Raw genomic sequence first — 19,010 nt, forward strand, 5'->3', positions numbered from 1 at the left:
CAGGGACTGCGATGGCATAAATTGCTATTTTGTTAGCTGAAATATTGAATTTTTAAGGTGCGAAGCCCATTTGGGGTATGGGAAGTCTTAGATTTTTATTTAACATGTTATACTTTCAACAAGTAAAGAAAGGTAGCAACATGTACAGTATCGACTTAAACAGTGACATGGGTGAGAGCTTTGGCGCATATAAGCTTGGCGGCGATGAAGAGATCATCAAATATGTCACAACAGCAAATGTTGCATGTGGCTGGCATGCAGGCGATCCGATGGTAATGGATAAGGTAGTCCGCATGGCAAAGGAACGTGGCGTTATGGTTGGAGCCCATCCTGGATATCCGGATTTTCTTGGCTTTGGACGAAGAAAGATGGTTCTCTCTCATGATGAAGTTAAGAATTACGTCAGATACCAGATCGGAGCACTGGCTGCATTTACCAAGAGCTACGGAATGAAGCTTCATCATGTCGCTCCTCATGGAGCAATGGGGAGGGGAATGCCTGCCAGTATGACGAGGATATTTCCACAGCGATCTGTGAGGCAATCTGCGAGTATGACAAAGATCTGATCGTTTATTACTGTGCAGGAGCAGTTCTTGGTGATATCGCTGAGAGCAAGGGACTTCGCACAGCATCTGAGATTTTCGCAGATCGTGCATACATGGATGATCTTTCTCTTGTAAATTGTTAAAAGAATTATATTGTTATATGATTTCGTAAGTGATATACTTAAACATAAGGAAAACCGCGTGAAATTACAGTTTGCTTTTTGCACGGTTTCTTTTATACATGGTAGTTAGTTAAAACTAACAACAGAACGATGTGAAAGTACTTTTGACTATACAGAAAGGAATACATAATGCTAATGAATGTTTTTGAAGGTATACTGATTCCATTTGTTGGAACAACGCTAGGTGCAGCATGCGTGTTTTTTATGAGAAAAACACTTAGCAAGTTACTGCAACGTGCACTTGCAGGGTTTGCAGCAGGTATAATGGTTGCTGCTTCAATCTGGAGTCTTCTGATTCCGGCAATTAAACAATCTGAGAATATGGGAACTTTATCGTTTGTTCCGGCAGTTGTTGGGTTCTGGATTGGTATATTGTTTTTACTCGCACTTGATCATTTGATTCCACATCTTCATGTTGGAAGTGATCAGGCAGAGGGACCGAGAAGCAAACTTGGCCGTACTACGATGATGGTGTTGGCAGTTACATTACATAATATCCCTGAAGGTATGGCAGTTGGTGTAATGTATGCAGGATTTCTTGCTGAAAATGCACAGATTACAGCAACAAGTGCACTTGCTTTATCACTTGGAATTGTTATCCAGAATTTTCCAGAAGGAGCGATTATATCCATGCCGCTTAGGGCAGAGGGTGAAAGTAAGAGAAAGGCATTTCTGGGAGGTGTACTTTCAGGAGTCGTTGAACCGATTGGAGCAGTAATGACGATTCTTGTCGCACAGCTGCTAATCCCGGCATTACCATATTTACTCAGCTTTGCAGCAGGAGCTATGTTATATGTCGTGGTTGAAGAACTAATTCCGGAAATGTCTCAGGGACAGCATTCGAATATCGGTACGCTTTTCTTTGCACTTGGATTTAGTTTGATGATGATCTTGGATGTGGCACTGGGGTAAGAGGAGAGGAATGATTCTTATGAGAATATTGATTTATGGTGCTGGTGTGATTGGATCCTTGTATGCGGCTTTATTTGCAGAAGCCGGTTATGATACAAATATTTATGCCAGAGGTAAAAGATTTGAGGCTTTAAGAAATAATGGATTGCAATATAAGAAAAATCAGGAAGTAATAAAGGCAGAGATTAGGATTCTTGGAGAACTACCAAACGATGATATTTATGATTTTGTCTTGCTTACTGTCCGGGAAAACCAGCTGTATGAAGCACTTACTGAATTGAAAAATAATAAAAGTAATACGATTGTTACAATGATAAATTCACTGGACAGTTACAATAAATGGGAAGACATTGTCGGAAAAGGAAGAATATTACCGGCTTTTCCAGGAGCAGGCGGAAGTATAAATGATGATGGTATCCTTGATGCAGCACTTACTCCAAGGTTGATTCAGCCGACAACATTTGCAGAAATATCAGGAAATAAATCCGAAAGAACTAAGCAGTTTTCAGAGCTATTGAGGCATGCTCATATACCATACCAGAAAGTAACGGATATGCATCTATGGCAGCTTTGTCATCTTGCTATGGTGGTACCGATTGCAGATGCGTATTATGAATCAGACGATCCGGAGAAAGTGGAAAAAGAATGGAAAATCATGAGGAAAACAGCAGAAAGGCTGAAAAGAAATTTTAATTTTTTGCGAAAACAAAAGGGTAAACTGTCACCATGGAAAATGAATATTTTTCGCTTTTTGCCATTGTCATTTCTGACGATTATGCTGGCAGTTACATTTGGAAGCAGTTTTGGAGATAAATTTATGTATCAACATGCTATGAAGGCACCAGATGAAATGCGGGAATTGCATAAGCAGTTTTATGCTTATATGAAAAAAATGAAGAAATGCGGATGCAAGGCGAAAAAGGTACATGATTGGAGAAAAAAGCATGAAAAATGAAGAATATAAAAAATTGTCAATTAAAGAGTTTACAAAAGCAGCAGGAAGATATGAAAGTAACCATGCTGGCATTTACGAAATGTGCAAGAAGGATTATCCGGATATTCTGGAAGAATTAGATAAGGAGCCATTTAGAGATTTATTAGATGCAGGCTGTGGGCCTGCTCCGATGATTTCTTTATTAGCAGAAAAATATCCAGACCGGCATTATACAGGACTGGATCTGACTCCGGCAATGATTGAACAGGCAAAAAAGAAAAATATTCCAAATGCAACATTTGTTGTAGGAGACTGTGAGAACTTTCCTTTTGAAAAGGATTCATTTGATGCAATTATTTGTTCTATGAGCTTCCATCATTATCCGGATCCACAGGCATTTTTTGACAGTGTGAAAAGATGTCTTCGCCCAAATGGAAGATTGATACTGAGAGATGTGACCAGTGACAATAAAGTATTGGTATGGCTAATGAATACATTGGAAATGCCGTTGGCAAATATATGCGGACATGGAGATGTCCAAGTGCCAACAAGAGATGTGGTCATAAAATGTTGCAAAAAAGCAGGATTAAAAGTAGAAAAATTTGAAATTCGTAAAGGTATGCGAATGCATTGTGTTGTGAGAAAACCTATGGGAAAGGCGATAGGAAATGAAAGATAAGTATCTTAGGGAAACACGAATGGTTGATTTTTCTAATCCGGCAATTCAAAAACTTATTCAAAATATGAAATGGAAGGAAATGGGTGAATTTGAAAGGATCAAGGCAATCTACAACTATGTAAGAGATGATGTTTTATTTGGATATAATATTGATGACGGAATTTCAGCTTCAAAAGTACTTGCAGATGGTTATGGACAATGTAATACAAAAGGAACTTTATTTATGGCACTTTTACGTGCCTGCAATATTCCGTGCAGAGTACATGGTTTTACGATTGATAAAAGATTGCAGAAAGGGGCTATGACCGGGTTTGTTTACCGTAATGCTCCAAAAAGTATTTTCCATAGCTGGGTAGAAATTAATTTCGAAAATCAGTGGTACGAACTGGAAGCTTTCATTTTGGATAAAACCTACATAAAGAAGTTACAGGAACAAAATTCGGAATGTACAGGTGCATTTTGCGGTTATGGAGTAGCAGTCAAGGATTTCAGAAATCTCATTATTGAGTTTGATAGGAACAATACTTATATTCAGAGCGGGGGAATCAATCAGGATTTTGGTGTTTATGATTGTCCAGATGAACTGTTGAAGGAACATCATCAAGAAATTTCAGCCTTTAAAGCATTTGCTTATAGACATATTGGAAGACACCTCATGAATCGTAATGTCAGGAAGATTAGAGAACGATAGTTTTAAGCTTTTAGAATTAAAATTAAATTTGAGGGTAATATGGCAGACAAAATACAAAATGCTTATGAAACATCAAAAAATATATATGACGATGTTCTTACGCAAAGAAATATTTTCAGCAAACTGTATATTAAGTTATTTTGGAGTGGCACGGATGATAATGATATAGCGCGAAAAGTTTTATCATATGTTCCTGATGACTTTTCAGGAAATCTTCTTGATGTTCCGGTTGGAACTGCTGTATTTACGGAAAACAAATGGAGTTCTCTGAAAAATGCATATATTACTTGTATTGATTACAGCATGGATATGCTTTAACAAGCCAGAAAAAGACTTGGTAGTCATGCGCATATCAAATGTATTCAGGGGAATGTGGGGAACCTGCAAATGGAGAATGAATCTGTTGATACCGTTGTCAGTATGAATGGTTTTCATGCATTTCTTGATAAGCAAAAAGCATTTCATGAAATATGGCGTGTTTTGAAACCAGGCGGCGATTTCATTGCCTGTTGTTATATCAGGGGAAAATCGAAACGGACAGATTGGCTGGTGAAAAATATTCTTGCAAAGAAAGGGTGGTTTTCTCCACCGTTTCAGACGGAGAAAGAGCTGAGAGATATCCTTCAAAAGCTATATAAAGAAACGGATATCCATGTTGACGGTTCCATAGTATATTTCCGTTGTGTGAAGTAATGCAATGATGCTGGATTTATAATAAAGTTTCAGATAATAAGTCTGGAACTTTATTTTTGTCTAAATGGATTATTGCCGTCCGTTCAGGTCTGGATAATGCTCGATTCTCATGTTAAGATAACAGAAAAGGTTAGATAAAACTAACACAAAGAAATACCACTATGTGAAAGGAGAAGAAAATAGACGCAATCAGACGAAAAATTGTTTTTCATGGAAATGCTGAAAATCCTTGTAAACAAAGGGTTCTTGATATATGATGAAACAAGTCGAAGCTCGTTGTTGCTTTATGTGGTGGAAAGCGGTGGATCAAAAATCCTGGTATAAATAATATAAGAAGAAACGGTAAAGCAGAGAATGTTCCTGGCAGGCTTATGCTTGCCGTTTTTTTATTTCTGTCGTTCCCATACCTGGCCGATCGGGAAGGACGGAGTGGATTCTGCAAGAAAGTCTTCCAGTGCATTTTCGAAGAATTCCACGGCACGTTTGCTGGTGGACTTTGGATATTTATGCTTGATCTTATAGCAGACACGGTTTGGCGGTGTGTTTTTCAGTTCACTGATAAAAAGAGGCCGGTAATGGGAAAGCTCCAGGATCACAGACTGTGGTGCGACCATCCAGTTTCCCGGTTTTTTCCAGAGACGGTCCAAAAGTGTGATGGTATCTGCCGCAATGTGAGGTCTGGAAGCGGAGGAAAGCCAGCGGTCATGCCAGATCTGATAATTGTCATCCCAGCTTAAAAACAGCTCCAGGGATGGATCCAGCTCATCGGTATGTATTGTCGGAGCCGGAATCACTGGCTGATCCGATTGTATCAGATAAAGCTTTTCTTCGAAGATTTTCTCTGTTATGATATTCTTGTAATGCAATTTGTGGTAGACAAATCCGATATCAATGCTGTGTTCTCCAAGAAGACCGTAGAGCTCTGAAGAGTGATGGGACTCGATGTTCAGGTCCAGCTTGGTCTGCTCATTTAAGATCCTGTCATACAGTGGTGCGAAAACAGCTACGTTCAGGCTGTCTGTACAGCCGATGGTAAGCAGCAGGGAATCCTGATTGCGCTGCAGCTCCATAGTTTCCTTCCAGAGAGACATCCAGCGTTCCGCAAGGATGATAAAATCCGTTCCCTTGGCAGTCAGTTCCACCTGCTTGTGGCCTTTCTGACGGATCACAAGGGGAAAACCCAGTTCGTTCTCCAGAGATGTGAGCCGGTGGCTGACAGTAGGCTGGGAAAGAAAAAGAAGATCCGCTGTACGGGTGATGCTCTTGGTATTTACAATGGTGAGAAAGGTTTCGATTTCAGCAAGATTCATATGAACAGCTCCTTTTCTTTGGTGTTGTCTATAGGGTGGTTTAAGCTTTGATAATATAAAAATTATTTATATTATACAGAGAAATTATTCGTTATTCAATAGTAAGCTTGTATGATATGATAAATACAATTAAAAAAGAAAATCAAAAGAAGAGAGGTTTTCATATGGTATTAGGATGTAGAATCAGATGAAACTTTGAAAGACCGTCAAAAGAATTAGTAGAAGCCTTCCGTGGAATTCCAGTTGCAAATATTGATGATAACTGTGGAAGGATCGCTGCCGTAGATTCCAGCATTTTCCCGCTGAACCCGAAGGCAAGACTTCTGGGAACTGCATTTACAGTAAATGCACCGGCAGGAGATAACCTTCTGTTCCATAAAGCACTGGATATGGCTCAGCCGGGAAATGTTATCGTTCTTGCAAACAAAGGAAGCCTGAGCAGAGCACTTTGCGGTGAGATCATGAGCAACTACGCAAAATCCAGAGGAATCGCAGGAATCATCATCGACGGCTGTGTTCGTGACAGCTATACATTAAGTCAGATGGATTTCCCTGTATATGCAAAAGGTATCACACCAAACGGACCATACAAAAACGGCCCGGGAGAGATGAACTTCCCGGTATCCTTCGCAGGAATCGTTATCAATCCTGGTGATATCATTGTAGGAGACTCAGACGGACTTCTGGCGATCAGACCGGATGAGCATACAGCAGAGCGGTACTCAGATCGTTGGCCAGTATGCTCTTGGTCTTCTTCTTGAGATCTGCTCTCACTATGGCCATCATGATGAGACTGTTAAGGCCGGTAAATGGGAGAATAATGATGACTGGTGCTACTGGGATTATCCGATGATCGAGCTTTACGGAAAGACTGCCGGTATCATTGGCCTTGGAAGGATCGGTCAGGCTACTGCTAAGCTGCTTAACGCTCTGGATATGAAGGTTCTTGCTTATGATGCTTATCAGAGTGAGGCTGGTGCCAAGCTTGCGGAGTATGTTTCTCTTGATGAGCTGTTTGCACAGTCTGATGTGATCTTCCTTCACTGCCCGCTTTTCCCGGAGACAAAGGGTATGATCAATAAAGAGAATATTGCGAAGATGAAGGATGGAGTTATCCTTATCAACAACAGCCGTGGTCAGCTTGTTGTTGAGCAGGATCTGGCAGATGCTCTGAATAGTGGGAAGGTTTATGCTGCTGGTCTTGATGTTGTTTCTACTGAGCCGATCAAGGGGGATAATCCGCTTCTCAAGGCTAAAAACTGCATCATCACTCCGCATATCTCCTGGGCTGCTCAGGCTTCCAGACAGAGGATCATGGATATTACGGTTGATAATATCAAGGCTTTTCTGGATGGTAATACGGTTAACAGAGTTAACAAATAGATTTTTTTCGGTGTTTCGATTTCCTATGTATGATGTGTGAGGAAAGGACGGCTGTCTCGCTTTTGGGGGTGGCCGTCTTTTTCTTTGTGTGGTGGATTGAATGAACCGTACGCCGGGGATGTGGCAGCGGTACGGGCAGGGCTCCGTCGGCGGATACTGCTAAGACTTCGGAAATCAGCTAAAAACATTGAGACAGGGGCAGAACTCGCCTCTGGCTCAGACAGCAGCCCCTGTCTCAATAACGCCGCTCCCTGCAGCCTAAGCAGTATCACGCCTCCTCCGCAGCAGCCCATATCGTTGCCACATTCCCGGCTGAAAATTCAACCACAGAGAGCAGAGAATAGAAGCGAATGTATATCCTGCCCAGTGCCAAAAAAACACAATATATAAAAATAAATCGGCACAGCGTTCCACGTCCAACACCGAAGAATACAGGAACCAGATCGGCACAGTGTTCCGCATCCAATACCGAAGCATACAGAAAACGGCCTCAAAACAATCCATAACCAATAAAGCAGCCGGCCGTATCCCCAAAAAAATAAATCGGCACAGCACCCCGCATCCAACACCGAAGCATACAGAAACCAGATCGGCACAGTGTCCCATAATCAACACCGAAGCATACAGGAACCAGATCGGTACAGCGTCCCACATCCAATATCCAAGCATACAGACACAAGTCAGCACCCTCCCCTCATCCACAACCAAGAACTCCTTAAAAAAAGCCCGAGGGGTGTGCAGAGGGGCGCGGTTTTGCGGCCCCTTTGCGGTTTTCTTTTTGCACAAAAAAAATAGCTCCTACATCGCAAAGATGTAAGAGCTAAATTCGCTGGATGGAGAAGGATTCGAACCTTCGAAGGCGGTGCCAACAGATTTACAGTCTGCCCCCTTTGGCCACTCGGGAATCCATCCGTGAACAACAAATATATTATATATAACATTTGATAAAATTGCAAGCTTTTTCTCAAAAAAATAATAATTCCCACAGCATCAGCATTTTTGGTAAAATACTGGACTTACCAAAGGAAATCTGCTATTATGAGTACGGTTGGATATAAAGGACACGGTTTTTCCGTATCCTAATACAGGTTAGGAGGATTTTATCATGTTAGTAAACGCAACAGAAATGCTGAAAAAAGCAAAAGCAGGCCATTATGCAGTTGGTCAGTTCAACATCAACAACCTTGAGTGGACAAAAGCTATCCTTCAGACAGCTCAGGAGCTCAACTCTCCTGTAATCCTTGGTGTTTCCGAGGGTGCCGGTAAATACATGACAGGTTATAAGACTGTTGTAGGTATGGTTAACGGTATGATGGAAGAGCTGAACATCACTGTTCCGGTTGCTCTTCATCTTGACCACGGCAGCTATGATGGATGCCTGAAATGTGTTGAGGCTGGTTTCTCTTCCATTATGTTCGACGGATCTCATTATCCGATCGATGAGAACGTAGCTAAGACTAAAGAGCTGGTTAAGATCGTTGCTGAGCACAACATGTCTCTTGAGGCAGAGGTTGGTTCCATCGGTGGCGAGGAAGATGGTGTTGTTGGTATGGGCGAGTGCGCTGATCCTGAGGAGTGCAAGAGAGTTGCAGATCTTGGAATCAACTTCCTTGCAGCTGGTATCGGTAACATTCACGGAAAATATCCGGCTAACTGGCAGGGCTTAAGCTTTGAGACTCTGGATGCTATTCAGAAACTGACAGGAGATATGCCGCTTGTTCTTCACGGTGGTACAGGTATCCCGGCAGACATGATCAAGAAAGCAATCAGCCTTGGCGTTTCCAAGATCAATGTAAATACAGAGTGCCAGCTTGCATTTGCTGAAGCTACACGTAAATACATTGAAGAGGGTAAAGATCAGCAGGGTAAAGGATATGACCCACGTAAGCTTCTTGCACCTGGAGCAGAAGCAATCAAAGCTACTGTTAAAGAGAAAATGGAGCTTTTCGGATCTGTCAATAAAGCATGATGAATCGAAAATAATATATGAAAGAAGCCGGAATGGGAGCAAGCCTGTTCCGGCTTCTTTTTTCATGATAAAATATCAATATTTTTACTATATAAAAAAATCAACATGTTTCTTGATTTTTTTATATAGTGAAAATGACCTCTTCGATTTACAATAATATCAAGTTAATCGAGAAGCTGATTTGAAGCTTATCGGTCAGGAATATGCGAAATGGACGTTTTAAGCATATCCGCGAAACAAATTGAATATCATATAAGGTAAAGGAGAGGTACGATTATGAGAATGAAAAAAGCAACAGCATTTGGTCTTGCAGCTTTAATGGCAGCTACCATGATCCCGGCAGTTCCGGCTATGGCAAAAGGGGATGACAGTGAAGGTTCTGTTTACTATCTGAATTTTAAACCGGAGCAGGCAGATCAGTGGTCAGACCTAGCAAAGAAATACACCGATGAGACTGGTGTACCGGTTACGGTTGTTACAGCTGCTTCCGGAACTTATGAGTCTACTCTGAAATCAGAGATGGCCAAGGATGAGGTTCCGACACTGTTCCAGGTTAACGGACCGGTTGGACTTGCATCCTGGAAGGATTATTGCTATGACCTGAAAGACAGCGATGTTTACAAAAATGTGGAGAGTGACGATTTCGTACTGAAGGATGACAGCGGTGCAGTTGACGGTATCGCCTATGTAATTGAAACATATGGACTTATTTACAACAAAGCGCTTCTTAAGAAATACTGTGAGATGGATGGCGCTGTGATCAAGTCTGCAGATGAGATCAACAATTTTGAGACATTAAAGAAGGTTGCAGATGATATCCAGGCTAAGAAAGATGACCTTGGAGTTGACGGTGCATTTACTTCCGCAGGCTTTGATTCTTCCAGTGACTGGCGCTTCAAGACACACCTTGCAAACCTTCCAATCTATTATGAGTACAAAGAAGACGGAATCACATCCACAGATGCGATCAAAGGAACCTATCTTGACAACTTCAAGAACCTGTTTGACCTTTATATCACAGATTCTACCTGTGAGCCAAGCCTTCTTTCCAGCAAGACTATCGATGATGCAAATGCTGAATTTGGTCTTGGAGAGGCTGTGTTCTATCAGAATGGAACCTGGGCTTATGATAACATCAAAGATAACGAAGTAGCAGATGAGGATATGGGAATGCTTCCAATCTACATTGGTGTTGATGGTGAAGAGGACCAGGGACTTTGCACAGGCAGTGAGAACTACTGGTGCGTAAACAAAAAAGCAGATGAGAAGGATATCCAGGCAACTCTTGATTTCCTCAGCTGGGTTATCACAAGTGATGAAGGAAGAGAATCTATAAGCCAGGAAATGGGATTTACAACACCATTCAAGACCTTTGATGAGAATTATGAGTCTGCAAATCCGCTTGTAAAAGCAGCCGACGAATATGTAAAAGCTGGTAAAACTCCGGTTTCATGGAACTTTACAACCATGCCTTCTGAAGAGTGGAAAAACCAGGTCGGCAGTGCAATGCTTGAGTATGCACAGGGTACCGGCGAGTGGGATGCTGTGAAAACTGCATTTGTTGACGGATGGGCAAAAGAGTACAAAGCAGCAAATGAAGGTTGATAAGGTATAACTGAAACGTGATCACGAAGGGGTGGGCGGTTTCCGCCTGCCTCTTTCAATGAAGAGAGGATGCGTAAAGTAGGGAAGGATGCATCCTCAGGAGAAAGGAAGAGAAAACATGCAGAATAAGATGATGAAAAAGTATTTTCCGGTTTTTGTCCTGCCTACCCTGCTGGCATTTACCATTGGATTTATCGTTCCCTTTATCATGGGCGTATATCTTTCCTTCTGTAAATTTACCACAGTAACGGATGCAAAATTCGTGGGATTACAGAACTATGTGAAGATTTTTACTGAGGATGGAACCTTTGGACATGCATTATGGTACACCACCGCATTTACGGTTGTATCAGTAGTTCTGATCAATGTGATCGGTTTTGCAGTTGCGTTGCTTCTGACCAAGAAGATCAAAGGAACCAATATATTCCGTACTGTATTTTTTATGCCAAACCTGATCGGTGGAATCATCCTTGGTTATGTATGGCAGCTTCTGTTAAACGGTCTGCTTCTTCAGATCAATAAAACACTTACATATTCTTCTGTTTACGGATTCTGGGGTCTTGTGATCCTGATGTGCTGGCAGCAGATCGGATATATGATGATCATTTACATTGCAGGTATCCAGAATATCCCGGGTGAACTGATCGAGGCTGCACAGATCGATGGTGCGAACAAAGGACAGCTTCTGAAGCATGTGATCATTCCTATGGTCATGCCGTCCATCACCATCTGTACTTTCCTGACACTTACCAACTCCTTCAAGCTTTTTGACCAGAACCTTGCTCTTACAAATGGTGAGCCTTCCAATATGTCAGAAATGCTTGCACTGAATATTTACAATACCTTCTATGGACGTACCGGATGGGAAGGTGTAGGACAGGCGAAGGCCGTGATCTTCTTTATCCTGGTTGGAGCAATTGCCATGATCCAGAATCGTCTCACAAGAAGTAAGGAGGTACAGCAGTAATGAATAAAAAAGTAAAATTCAGCGGTCTGTGGACTGCGATCCTGAGTGTGGTATCTGTTGCTTATATTTTCCCGATCCTTCTGGTTTTGATCAATTCTTTTAAGAAAAAAGCATACATCAGTCGTTATCCCTTTGCGATCCCAACGGATAAAATGTTCGTAGGTCTGGAAAACTATGTAAATGGTCTGGCAAAAACCGGATTTTTCCAGGCATTTGGATGGACATTATTTATCACAGTATTTTCTGTTGCGGTAATTCTGCTCTGTACCTCCATGTGTGCCTGGTACATCAACCGTGTTACCAACACCCTGACAAAAACCATGTACATGCTGTGTCTGTTTTCCATGGTCGTACCATTCCAGATGGTAATGTTTACTCTTTCCAAGATCGCAAACATCCTGAAGTTGAATACTCCGTGGGGACTGATCATCATTTATCTTGGATATGGAGCAGGACTTGCGGTATTTATGTTCAGCGGTTTTGTAAAATCCATTCCGATCGAGATCGAAGAAGCTGCCATGATCGATGGCTGTACCCCGATCCAGACATTTTTTAAAGTGGTTCTTCCGGTTATGAAACCGACCTGTGTAACTGTAGCGATTCTGGAAACCATGTGGATCTGGAATGATTATCTTCTTCCATATCTGGTACTTGATATCAAGAAATATAAAACCATTTCCATTGCCATCCAGTATCTGAAGGGCGGTTACGGAACCATTGATATGGGAGCGATGATGGGCGTTCTTGTCCTTTCCATCATTCCAATCATTGCCTTCTATCTTGCATGCCAGAAATATATCATTGAAGGTGTGGTTGCAGGAGCTGTTAAAGGCTGACAAATTAGTTGAATAATGTTAAAATGAAAGAAAAACGGCCTGATCTGCGTGCTTTTACGTGGATCAGGCCATATTTGGCGAGGTGAGGAATGTACAGAGTTTTGGTGGTAGATGATGAAAAACTGGAACGTGACGGAATCCGATTTCTTCTGTCTATGGAGGAGGGAGAGTGGGAGATTTATGAGGCGGCTAATGGCAAGCTGGCATTAAATGAGCTGAGAAAGCATCCGGTGGATCTGATGCTGACAGATATCAAAATGCCTCATATGGATGGTCTGGAGCTTTCAAAAAAAGCAAGAGAGGAATATCCGGATCTGGAAATTATCATTTTCAGCGGTTATGGAGATTTTGCTTTTGCTCAGGAGGCGATCCGCTATGGTGTGACGGATTATGTACTGAAACCGGTGGATCCGGACCGCTTTCATGACACCATACAGAAGATCCAGAAGGAGATCGCATCCCGGAAAAATAAAGAGCAGCAGTCCATAAAAGAAAAGAGCTTTCTTCAGCAGTATTTTCTGCTGGGCTACATTTATTCCGGAGATCAGGAGCGTCTGAAGGAAGCGGAAGGAATTGTGGATTTTTCTGTCTGGGAGCAGTGGCACTGTGCAATTCTTATTGAATCGGATGAAGCTTTTTTTGATTCTGCCAGTGATGAGGTTCCCCTTGAGATCCGGGAAGAGCTTCGCCGTTCTTTCTTCTATTTGAATCTTAATGGCCGTCAGTCTTTGCTTCTTTTTAAGGATGTGTACTGTGATTATGTCCTTGTGGCAAAAAATGTCTATAATCTTCTGAAGCGCCTTCATCCTGTTCGCTTTCATCTGGCTGTAAGCCGGCGTTTTGACGGATATCAGGAATTGCCGGAAATCATGGAACAGCTGGAGCAGCAGATGGAAGAAAAATTTTATCATCCGGATATCCATGTCTACACCAGCGAGGAGGACGAGGAAAAAAATACCGGAGAAGAGGAGCAGGATTCCAGGCTTATGGAAAAAATCTCAGAAGATATTTCCAGAAAGGATGTGAAGCAGCTGTGGAGCCATTTCCGCAGCCTGGCATCCAAATATCAGTCCAATACCCAGTTTTCGGCCATGTATGTGAAATTTGTTTTTTCCAATGTGATAAGGGAGCTGTTTCAGGAGAATCGTTTTGCCGGAGAGCACAGGCTGGATCTGGAGGTGGATCATCTGTATGGCTGTTCTACCATTCAGGAGATCATTGAGGTTACAGAAAAAAATATCCGCCAGTACGAGGAGTTCCTGGACCGTTCCATGAGCGAATCCAGAGATGAGGTGGCAGCAGTCAAAAATTATATTTACAATCACTATGCGGAAGATCTGAATCTGGAAACACTGGCAGAAAAGGTATATCTTTCTTCCGGCTATCTCAGCTTTATTTTCAAGAAGGAGACGGGGATGAACCTGAATCGTTTTATCCGTGTGTTCCGCATGGAAAAGGCCAAGGAGCTTCTACGAACCACCAACATGAAAGTAGCCATGGTCAGCGAGCAGGTAGGATTTGCCAATTCTTCGTATTTCTGCCGGAGCTTCCGGGAATATTACGGAAGCAGCCCGGAGTCCTATCGGAAAGGAAACAATGAGGATGAAGAGTCTTCTGAAGAAGTATAATGATATGAAATACCGGTACAAGCTGACAAATCTTCTTGTGGTGGTATCCCTGGTGCCGATGACTGTGTTGGCACTGTATAGTCACAGTCGTATGAGTAGTCTTGTACGGAAAAATGAGATGGAGGATATGTACTCCATTTTGGAGCAGACCAGAGAAAACATTGACGGGCAGATCGAAATTTATGCCAGCCTTTTGAATTATCTTACCTATTCTCCTGAAATCCAGGAGGTGATCTTCAACAAAGATATGGATCGTTATACTGCATATGAACAGTATACGGAAGTTGTGGATCCGCTATTGACGGTGCCGAAATCCTACCACGAAGCAATTCTGGGGATACATCTTTTTGCAGAAAGCATTCCCGTGCGCCATGAATATACCTTGGCGCCGCTTTCAGAGGTTGATGGGGAATGGTGGAGTGATAAATTAAATAATACCGTGACGGTTCAGTGGATCGTGGACCGGGATAATCGTCAGATCGCGGCAGTCAGGGAAATATATGATGGTAAGATCAGGGAGGCTGTGCTCTGTATTTCGTTGGATTACGGAAAAGTATTCCAGCCTCTGGCTAATATTATTGAACGGAATTCCGGAGGCTTTGTGGTGGATGATCAGCAAAATATCGTCTATCATGGAGAAAATCTGGCGGCCAGTGATATTTCAGCACAGAAAGAAACCGCAAAAAAGCTGGATCGTCTGAGGGAAGAATATACCTATGTCAGCAGCAGCGGACATGAAACAAGATGGACCTATTATTTTTACAAACCTCCGGCTGTGATCGAGAGCTCGGTTTCAAAAGTATTGATCAGTGAGATCCCACTGATCGGCTTCTGTGTTGTGATCATCATTGTGCTTGGAATGACGTTTTCCAAGCTGTTTACCAGAAAGATTGAACAGCTTACCAGAAATATGGAACAGGTGAACCAGGGAAGCCGTGAAGTTACGGTTTACAGTGATTCCGGAGATGAGGTAGGGCAGCTGGTGAGAAGCTTTCACCATATGATGGATGAAATTAATCGACTGATCGAAGAAGTGTATGAAAATAAGATCGCTCTGAAGGAATTTGAACTGAAAGCGCTGACTGCCCAGATCAATCCTCATTTTCTTTATAATTCTCTTTCTATTATAAACTGGATGGCGATTAAGAGCCGTCAGAAGGAGATCAGCCGTGTGACACTGGCATTATCTACATTTTACCGGACAGCGCTCAGTAAGGGAGCAGATATGGTGACTGTGGAAACCTGTATTCGGAATATCGAAGCTTATCTGGAAATCCAGCTGATCATGCATGACAATGATTTTAAAGTGGAGTGGAATATCGATCCGTCTGTGCAGCAGGAGTTGGTTCCGAAGCTTGCCCTGCAGCCCATCGTTGAGAATGCTCTGGAGCATGGCCTGGATGTGAAGGAGGAAGGGGAAAAGCTTCTGAAACTTTATTTCTTTGAAGAGAATGGAGATGTAGTGATCCGGGTTGAAGATAACGGAATAGGGATGGAACAGGAGCAGGCAGAAAAGCTGCTCACATATCAGGCAAAAGGCTATGGCCTTAAAAATGTCAATGACCGTATGTGTATTTTATATGGAGAGAAATATGCCATCCGAATCCTGAGCAAGGTAGGTGAGGGGACAAGCGTTGATATGAGGATCCCGAAAGAGGTAAAAAAAGATGAGACTTAGTCTGGGAAAAACAGTGGTATTTCTGAGTACGATACTGAACCTGGCACTTTTGACGGGGTGTTCTTTAGGAACTGCAGAAATGGAAAAAACAGATATAGATGTTCTGTCCGAAAAGAGCAGTAAGAGCTGGGAACAGGCAGAAACCACGCCTCTGGGGAAATATCCGGAGCTTGTAACTTATACTCTGGGACAGATGAAAGGGGCTAATAATTCTAATCTTCCGGACGGGCAGAATTATGAGGACAATGCATATACCCGGTATCTGAAAAAAACACTGAATATTCAGAATAAGAATGTTTTTATGGAGAGTGAGGAGCGGTATGACGAAGCCCTGAACATCCTGGTCAAAGATCGGAATCTTCCGGATATTTTTCTGGTGTCGGACAGGGAAACTCTGGAAGAACTGGTTGAAAATGATCTTATCGAGGATCTGACGGAAGTATACAAAAGCTGCGCTTCCGATAAAATAAAGGAAATGTATGAGAGCTATGGAGAGGAACTTTTGGCATCCGGGACTTTTGACGGAAAACTGTATGCACTTCCGGAGACTGCCATTGATGATGGGCCGCAGCTTTTATGGCTGAGACGTGACTGGATGGAGCAGCTGGGACTGAAAGAACCGAAGACACTGGAAGAGGCTTTTTCAGTGATCCGTGCGTTTCAGGAAAACCGGATGGGTGCAGAGGATGGTGAAGATCCTGTGGGACTTGTCTGTGATCCGGGACTTGTGGGCACGGTCAGCACCAGCTATTCGGTGGACTCTGTGTTTGAAAAGTTCGGGGCATATCCGCAGCAGTGGATTGAAAATGCAGATGGAGAAATTGTCTATGGATCGCTGACGGAGGAGACAAAGGAGGCTCTGGGGTATCTCAGAGAGCTTTACAGGCAGGGAATACTGGATTCGGATTTTGCTTTACGTGCACAGAATAATATCCGTGATCTTGTGGTGAATGGAAAATGCGGAGCGTTTTTCGGGCTCTGGTGGACTCCGAATAATCCTCTTATGGATGAGTATCGGAAGAATAAAGAGGCAGACTGGGAACCGTATTATCTGACTGCGGATGTAAAGCGGACTGTGGAGGTATACTCTACGTTTCGAGATAATAAATATGTAGTTGTGCGTAAAGGGTATGAGCATCCGGAGATCGCAATGAAGATTTTGAGTGTGTTGTTTGACCATTCCAGATATGAGGCAGAGGATGCGGATGAGATGAACACTTATTTTGCCTTGAATGTGGATCCTACGGCGCGTCCGCTAATGATCAATGTGGATTATAATGAGGCTACTTATATAGTGACAAAGCATATCCGTGAGGTTCTTTACAGTCCGGGCGATGAGAAGACCAGGGAGGATCTCAGTGCCATTGAGGCGTCTTATTTTGATGCGTGTAAGGAGTATCTTGAGGCGGAGGTGCCTTCGGTAGAGGCCTGGGCGGCGTATAAGTCCAGGATTTCGGCGGTGGGGCTTCTGGTGGATGCGAATTACCGTGCTCCGGAGAAGAAGTATCTGGGGGATGGTGACGGGGAGATTCCTCAGACTTTGCGTTTGCTGGAGAAGAACGCATTTATCCAGATCATTATGGGGAGGATGCCTGTGAGCTCTTTTGACTCTTTTGTGGAAGATTGGTATCGTAAGGGTGGAGACATTCTTACGGAGCGGGTTCGGGAAGGGCTTGTGGACTCGTGAGGCGGATGTATAGAGGGACGCCAGAGGAAGGAGGCATTGGTCCGGGGTGGATGTTGTTGGGATTTTGTGAGGCGGATGTATAGAGGGATGCCAGAGGAAGGAGGCATTGGTCCGGGAGTGGATGCAGTCGGGGATGTTTTTGAGGTTTTGAGAGGTGGATGTGGTTGAGGGACGCCAGAGGAAGGAGGCATCGCTCCGGGAGTGGATGCAGTCGGGGATGTTTTTGAGATTTTGAGAGGTGGATGTGGTTGAGGGACGCCAGAGAAAGGTGGCATCGCTCCGGGCAGGGACTCCGTCGGGGGATACTACTAGGGCTCCGTGAGACGGCTAAAAGCATTGCGGCAGGGCCAGAACTCGCCTTCGGCTCAGACAGCAGACCCTGCCGCAATAACGCCGTCTCCCGCAGCCCAAGTAGTAATCACCCCTCCTCCGCAGCAGCTCGGCCCGATGCCACCTTCCTCTGGCTGACGCTTCCAATCGACAGGAAAAAACATGCGGGGGATGGAAGCGGACTGGGCGGCCTGTCCTGAAATGTCAGACTGGTACAGAATATTCCTATAAGTATCGAATAATATAGAAACGGGATCGGCACAGCGTATCACCATAAATATCGAAGAATACAGGGACCAGATCGGTCCAGCGTACCACTATAAGTACCGAAGAATCCCAGAACCAGATCGCAGATCGTCACAGCGTACCACCATAAGTACCGAAGAATCCCAGAACCAGATTGCAGATCGGCATAGCGTATCGCCATAAATATCGAAGAATCCAGGAACCAGATCGGCACAACGTTCCACATCCAATATCGAAGCATACAGACAAAAGTCAACAACGCAGTACATACAACAACGCAGAACTCCTTCCGTGCCCAACGGGGTGGGAGCGCGAGGGAGGGCGTTCGGGCTGCGGAACTCTGAGATCGCCTTCCCTCGCACTTACCGCATTGAAAATGCGACCGGCATAGCGCCATCCAGCGAAGAGACTTATTATTAAAAAACAACACGATAAACAACACAATAAAAAACAATAAAGATAATCCTAAAATTACAAATAAGAATAAAAAATTGTCCTATAAAAATAAACTTCCAGGAAAATCTAAAAAAATTGAAATTTATGGTTGACAAGCATAACTCCCAGTGGTATTATAACTGAGCTGTCGCAAATAATTGCTTTCAAAAAACAAACAATTAAAAAGAATTTCAGAAAAATGAAATTCATAGTTGACAAAAGACAGAAGATATGATAAAGTATCCAAGTCGTCAACGAAACGACAACAAAATCTTAACTCAAAAATGTTTGAAAAAAACT

Annotated in this window: 16 protein-coding genes, 1 tRNA gene and 2 pseudogenes; 17 read left to right on the plus strand and 2 right to left on the minus strand. The window is 43.1% G+C overall.

Annotated features, from left to right (window positions below):
- Positions 1–140 precede the first annotated feature (140 nt).
- The 8 genes and pseudogenes from ACTNDQ_RS13895 to ACTNDQ_RS13930 all read left to right on the plus strand — a co-directional run.
- Entirely contained in the window at positions 141–566 is a 426-nt protein-coding gene (locus tag ACTNDQ_RS13895) for a LamB/YcsF family protein (RefSeq protein ID WP_441064874.1), read from the plus strand.
- The gene (locus ACTNDQ_RS13900) at positions 542–688 is read left to right on the plus strand and encodes a LamB/YcsF family protein (protein ID WP_242982019.1); all 147 of its coding nucleotides are present in this window, start codon (positions 542–544) and stop codon (positions 686–688) included. The genes ACTNDQ_RS13895 and ACTNDQ_RS13900 overlap by 25 nt, the downstream gene beginning before the upstream one ends.
- A gap of 168 nt (positions 689–856) precedes the next feature.
- On the plus strand, positions 857–1,639 hold the full coding sequence (locus ACTNDQ_RS13905; protein WP_441064875.1) for a ZIP family metal transporter: 783 nt from the start codon (positions 857–859) through the stop codon (positions 1,637–1,639).
- A gap of 19 nt (positions 1,640–1,658) precedes the next feature.
- Positions 1,659–2,594 carry a ketopantoate reductase family protein gene (locus tag ACTNDQ_RS13910; RefSeq protein ID WP_441064876.1) on the plus strand — a complete coding sequence of 312 codons (936 nt, stop codon included), beginning with the start codon at positions 1,659–1,661 and terminating at the stop codon, positions 2,592–2,594.
- Positions 2,584–3,252 carry a class I SAM-dependent methyltransferase gene (locus ACTNDQ_RS13915; RefSeq protein WP_441064877.1) on the plus strand — a complete coding sequence of 223 codons (669 nt, stop codon included), beginning with the start codon at positions 2,584–2,586 and terminating at the stop codon, positions 3,250–3,252. The genes ACTNDQ_RS13910 and ACTNDQ_RS13915 overlap by 11 nt, the downstream gene beginning before the upstream one ends.
- Entirely contained in the window at positions 3,242–3,943 is a 702-nt protein-coding gene (locus tag ACTNDQ_RS13920) for a transglutaminase-like domain-containing protein (protein WP_279201251.1), read from the plus strand. Before ACTNDQ_RS13915 ends, ACTNDQ_RS13920 begins: the two co-directional genes overlap by 11 nt.
- A 39-nt stretch (positions 3,944–3,982) precedes the next feature.
- The gene (locus ACTNDQ_RS13925) at positions 3,983–4,261 is read left to right on the plus strand and encodes a hypothetical protein (protein WP_441064878.1); all 279 of its coding nucleotides are present in this window, start codon (positions 3,983–3,985) and stop codon (positions 4,259–4,261) included.
- A 15-nt stretch (positions 4,262–4,276) separates the two neighbouring features.
- Positions 4,277–4,636 (plus strand): annotated as a pseudogene (locus ACTNDQ_RS13930) (class I SAM-dependent methyltransferase); the annotation flags it as partial.
- Positions 4,637–5,022: 386 nt separating this feature from the next.
- Here ACTNDQ_RS13930 and ACTNDQ_RS13935 read toward each other — a convergent pair.
- On the minus strand, positions 5,023–5,946 hold the full coding sequence (locus ACTNDQ_RS13935; RefSeq protein WP_278795613.1) for a LysR family transcriptional regulator: 924 nt from the start codon (positions 5,944–5,946) through the stop codon (positions 5,023–5,025).
- 251 nt (positions 5,947–6,197) lie between these two features.
- Between ACTNDQ_RS13935 and ACTNDQ_RS13940 the strand changes: the two genes are divergently transcribed.
- Positions 6,198–6,707: a hypothetical protein gene (locus tag ACTNDQ_RS13940; protein ID WP_441064880.1), complete on the plus strand. Its 510-nt coding sequence runs from the start codon at positions 6,198–6,200 to the stop codon at positions 6,705–6,707.
- Positions 6,649–7,329 (plus strand): annotated as a pseudogene (locus ACTNDQ_RS13945) (NAD(P)-dependent oxidoreductase); the annotation flags it as partial. The gene ACTNDQ_RS13940 and the pseudogene ACTNDQ_RS13945, both read left to right, overlap by 59 nt.
- Positions 7,330–8,159: 830 nt before the next feature.
- Here the strand turns inward: ACTNDQ_RS13945 and ACTNDQ_RS13950 are convergent.
- Positions 8,160–8,241 (minus strand) — tRNA-Tyr (locus ACTNDQ_RS13950).
- Between the two features lie 193 nt (positions 8,242–8,434).
- Between ACTNDQ_RS13950 and fba the strand changes: the two genes are divergently transcribed.
- The 7 genes from fba to ACTNDQ_RS13985 all read left to right on the plus strand — a co-directional run bounded on the left by fba (position 8,435) and on the right by ACTNDQ_RS13985 (position 17,699).
- Positions 8,435–9,298 (plus strand): class II fructose-1,6-bisphosphate aldolase, encoded by an 864-nt coding sequence (fba, locus tag ACTNDQ_RS13955; protein WP_015527136.1) that lies wholly within the window; start codon positions 8,435–8,437, stop codon positions 9,296–9,298.
- A 276-nt stretch (positions 9,299–9,574) separates the two neighbouring features.
- Positions 9,575–10,903: an ABC transporter substrate-binding protein gene (locus ACTNDQ_RS13960; RefSeq protein ID WP_330684291.1), complete on the plus strand. Its 1,329-nt coding sequence runs from the start codon at positions 9,575–9,577 to the stop codon at positions 10,901–10,903.
- Between the two features lie 118 nt (positions 10,904–11,021).
- Positions 11,022–11,870 carry a carbohydrate ABC transporter permease gene (locus ACTNDQ_RS13965; protein ID WP_110104281.1) on the plus strand — a complete coding sequence of 283 codons (849 nt, stop codon included), beginning with the start codon at positions 11,022–11,024 and terminating at the stop codon, positions 11,868–11,870.
- Positions 11,870–12,706 (plus strand): carbohydrate ABC transporter permease, encoded by an 837-nt coding sequence (locus tag ACTNDQ_RS13970; RefSeq protein ID WP_059085411.1) that lies wholly within the window; start codon positions 11,870–11,872, stop codon positions 12,704–12,706. Before ACTNDQ_RS13965 ends, ACTNDQ_RS13970 begins: the two co-directional genes overlap by 1 nt.
- An 89-nt stretch (positions 12,707–12,795) precedes the next feature.
- Positions 12,796–14,334, plus strand: a complete 1,539-nt coding sequence (locus ACTNDQ_RS13975) for a response regulator transcription factor (RefSeq protein WP_059085412.1) — start codon at positions 12,796–12,798, stop codon at positions 14,332–14,334.
- Positions 14,309–16,012 carry a sensor histidine kinase gene (locus ACTNDQ_RS13980; RefSeq protein ID WP_144094455.1) on the plus strand — a complete coding sequence of 568 codons (1,704 nt, stop codon included), beginning with the start codon at positions 14,309–14,311 and terminating at the stop codon, positions 16,010–16,012. The genes ACTNDQ_RS13975 and ACTNDQ_RS13980 overlap by 26 nt, the downstream gene beginning before the upstream one ends.
- On the plus strand, positions 16,002–17,699 hold the full coding sequence (locus tag ACTNDQ_RS13985) for an extracellular solute-binding protein (protein ID WP_441064879.1): 1,698 nt from the start codon (positions 16,002–16,004) through the stop codon (positions 17,697–17,699). Before ACTNDQ_RS13980 ends, ACTNDQ_RS13985 begins: the two co-directional genes overlap by 11 nt.
- The last annotated feature ends 1,311 nt before the right edge of the window (positions 17,700–19,010 follow it).

This window comes from Blautia massiliensis (ex Liu et al. 2021) (genome assembly GCF_052064225.1).
Taxonomy (GTDB): Bacteria; Bacillota; Clostridia; order Lachnospirales; family Lachnospiraceae; genus Blautia_A; species Blautia_A fusiformis.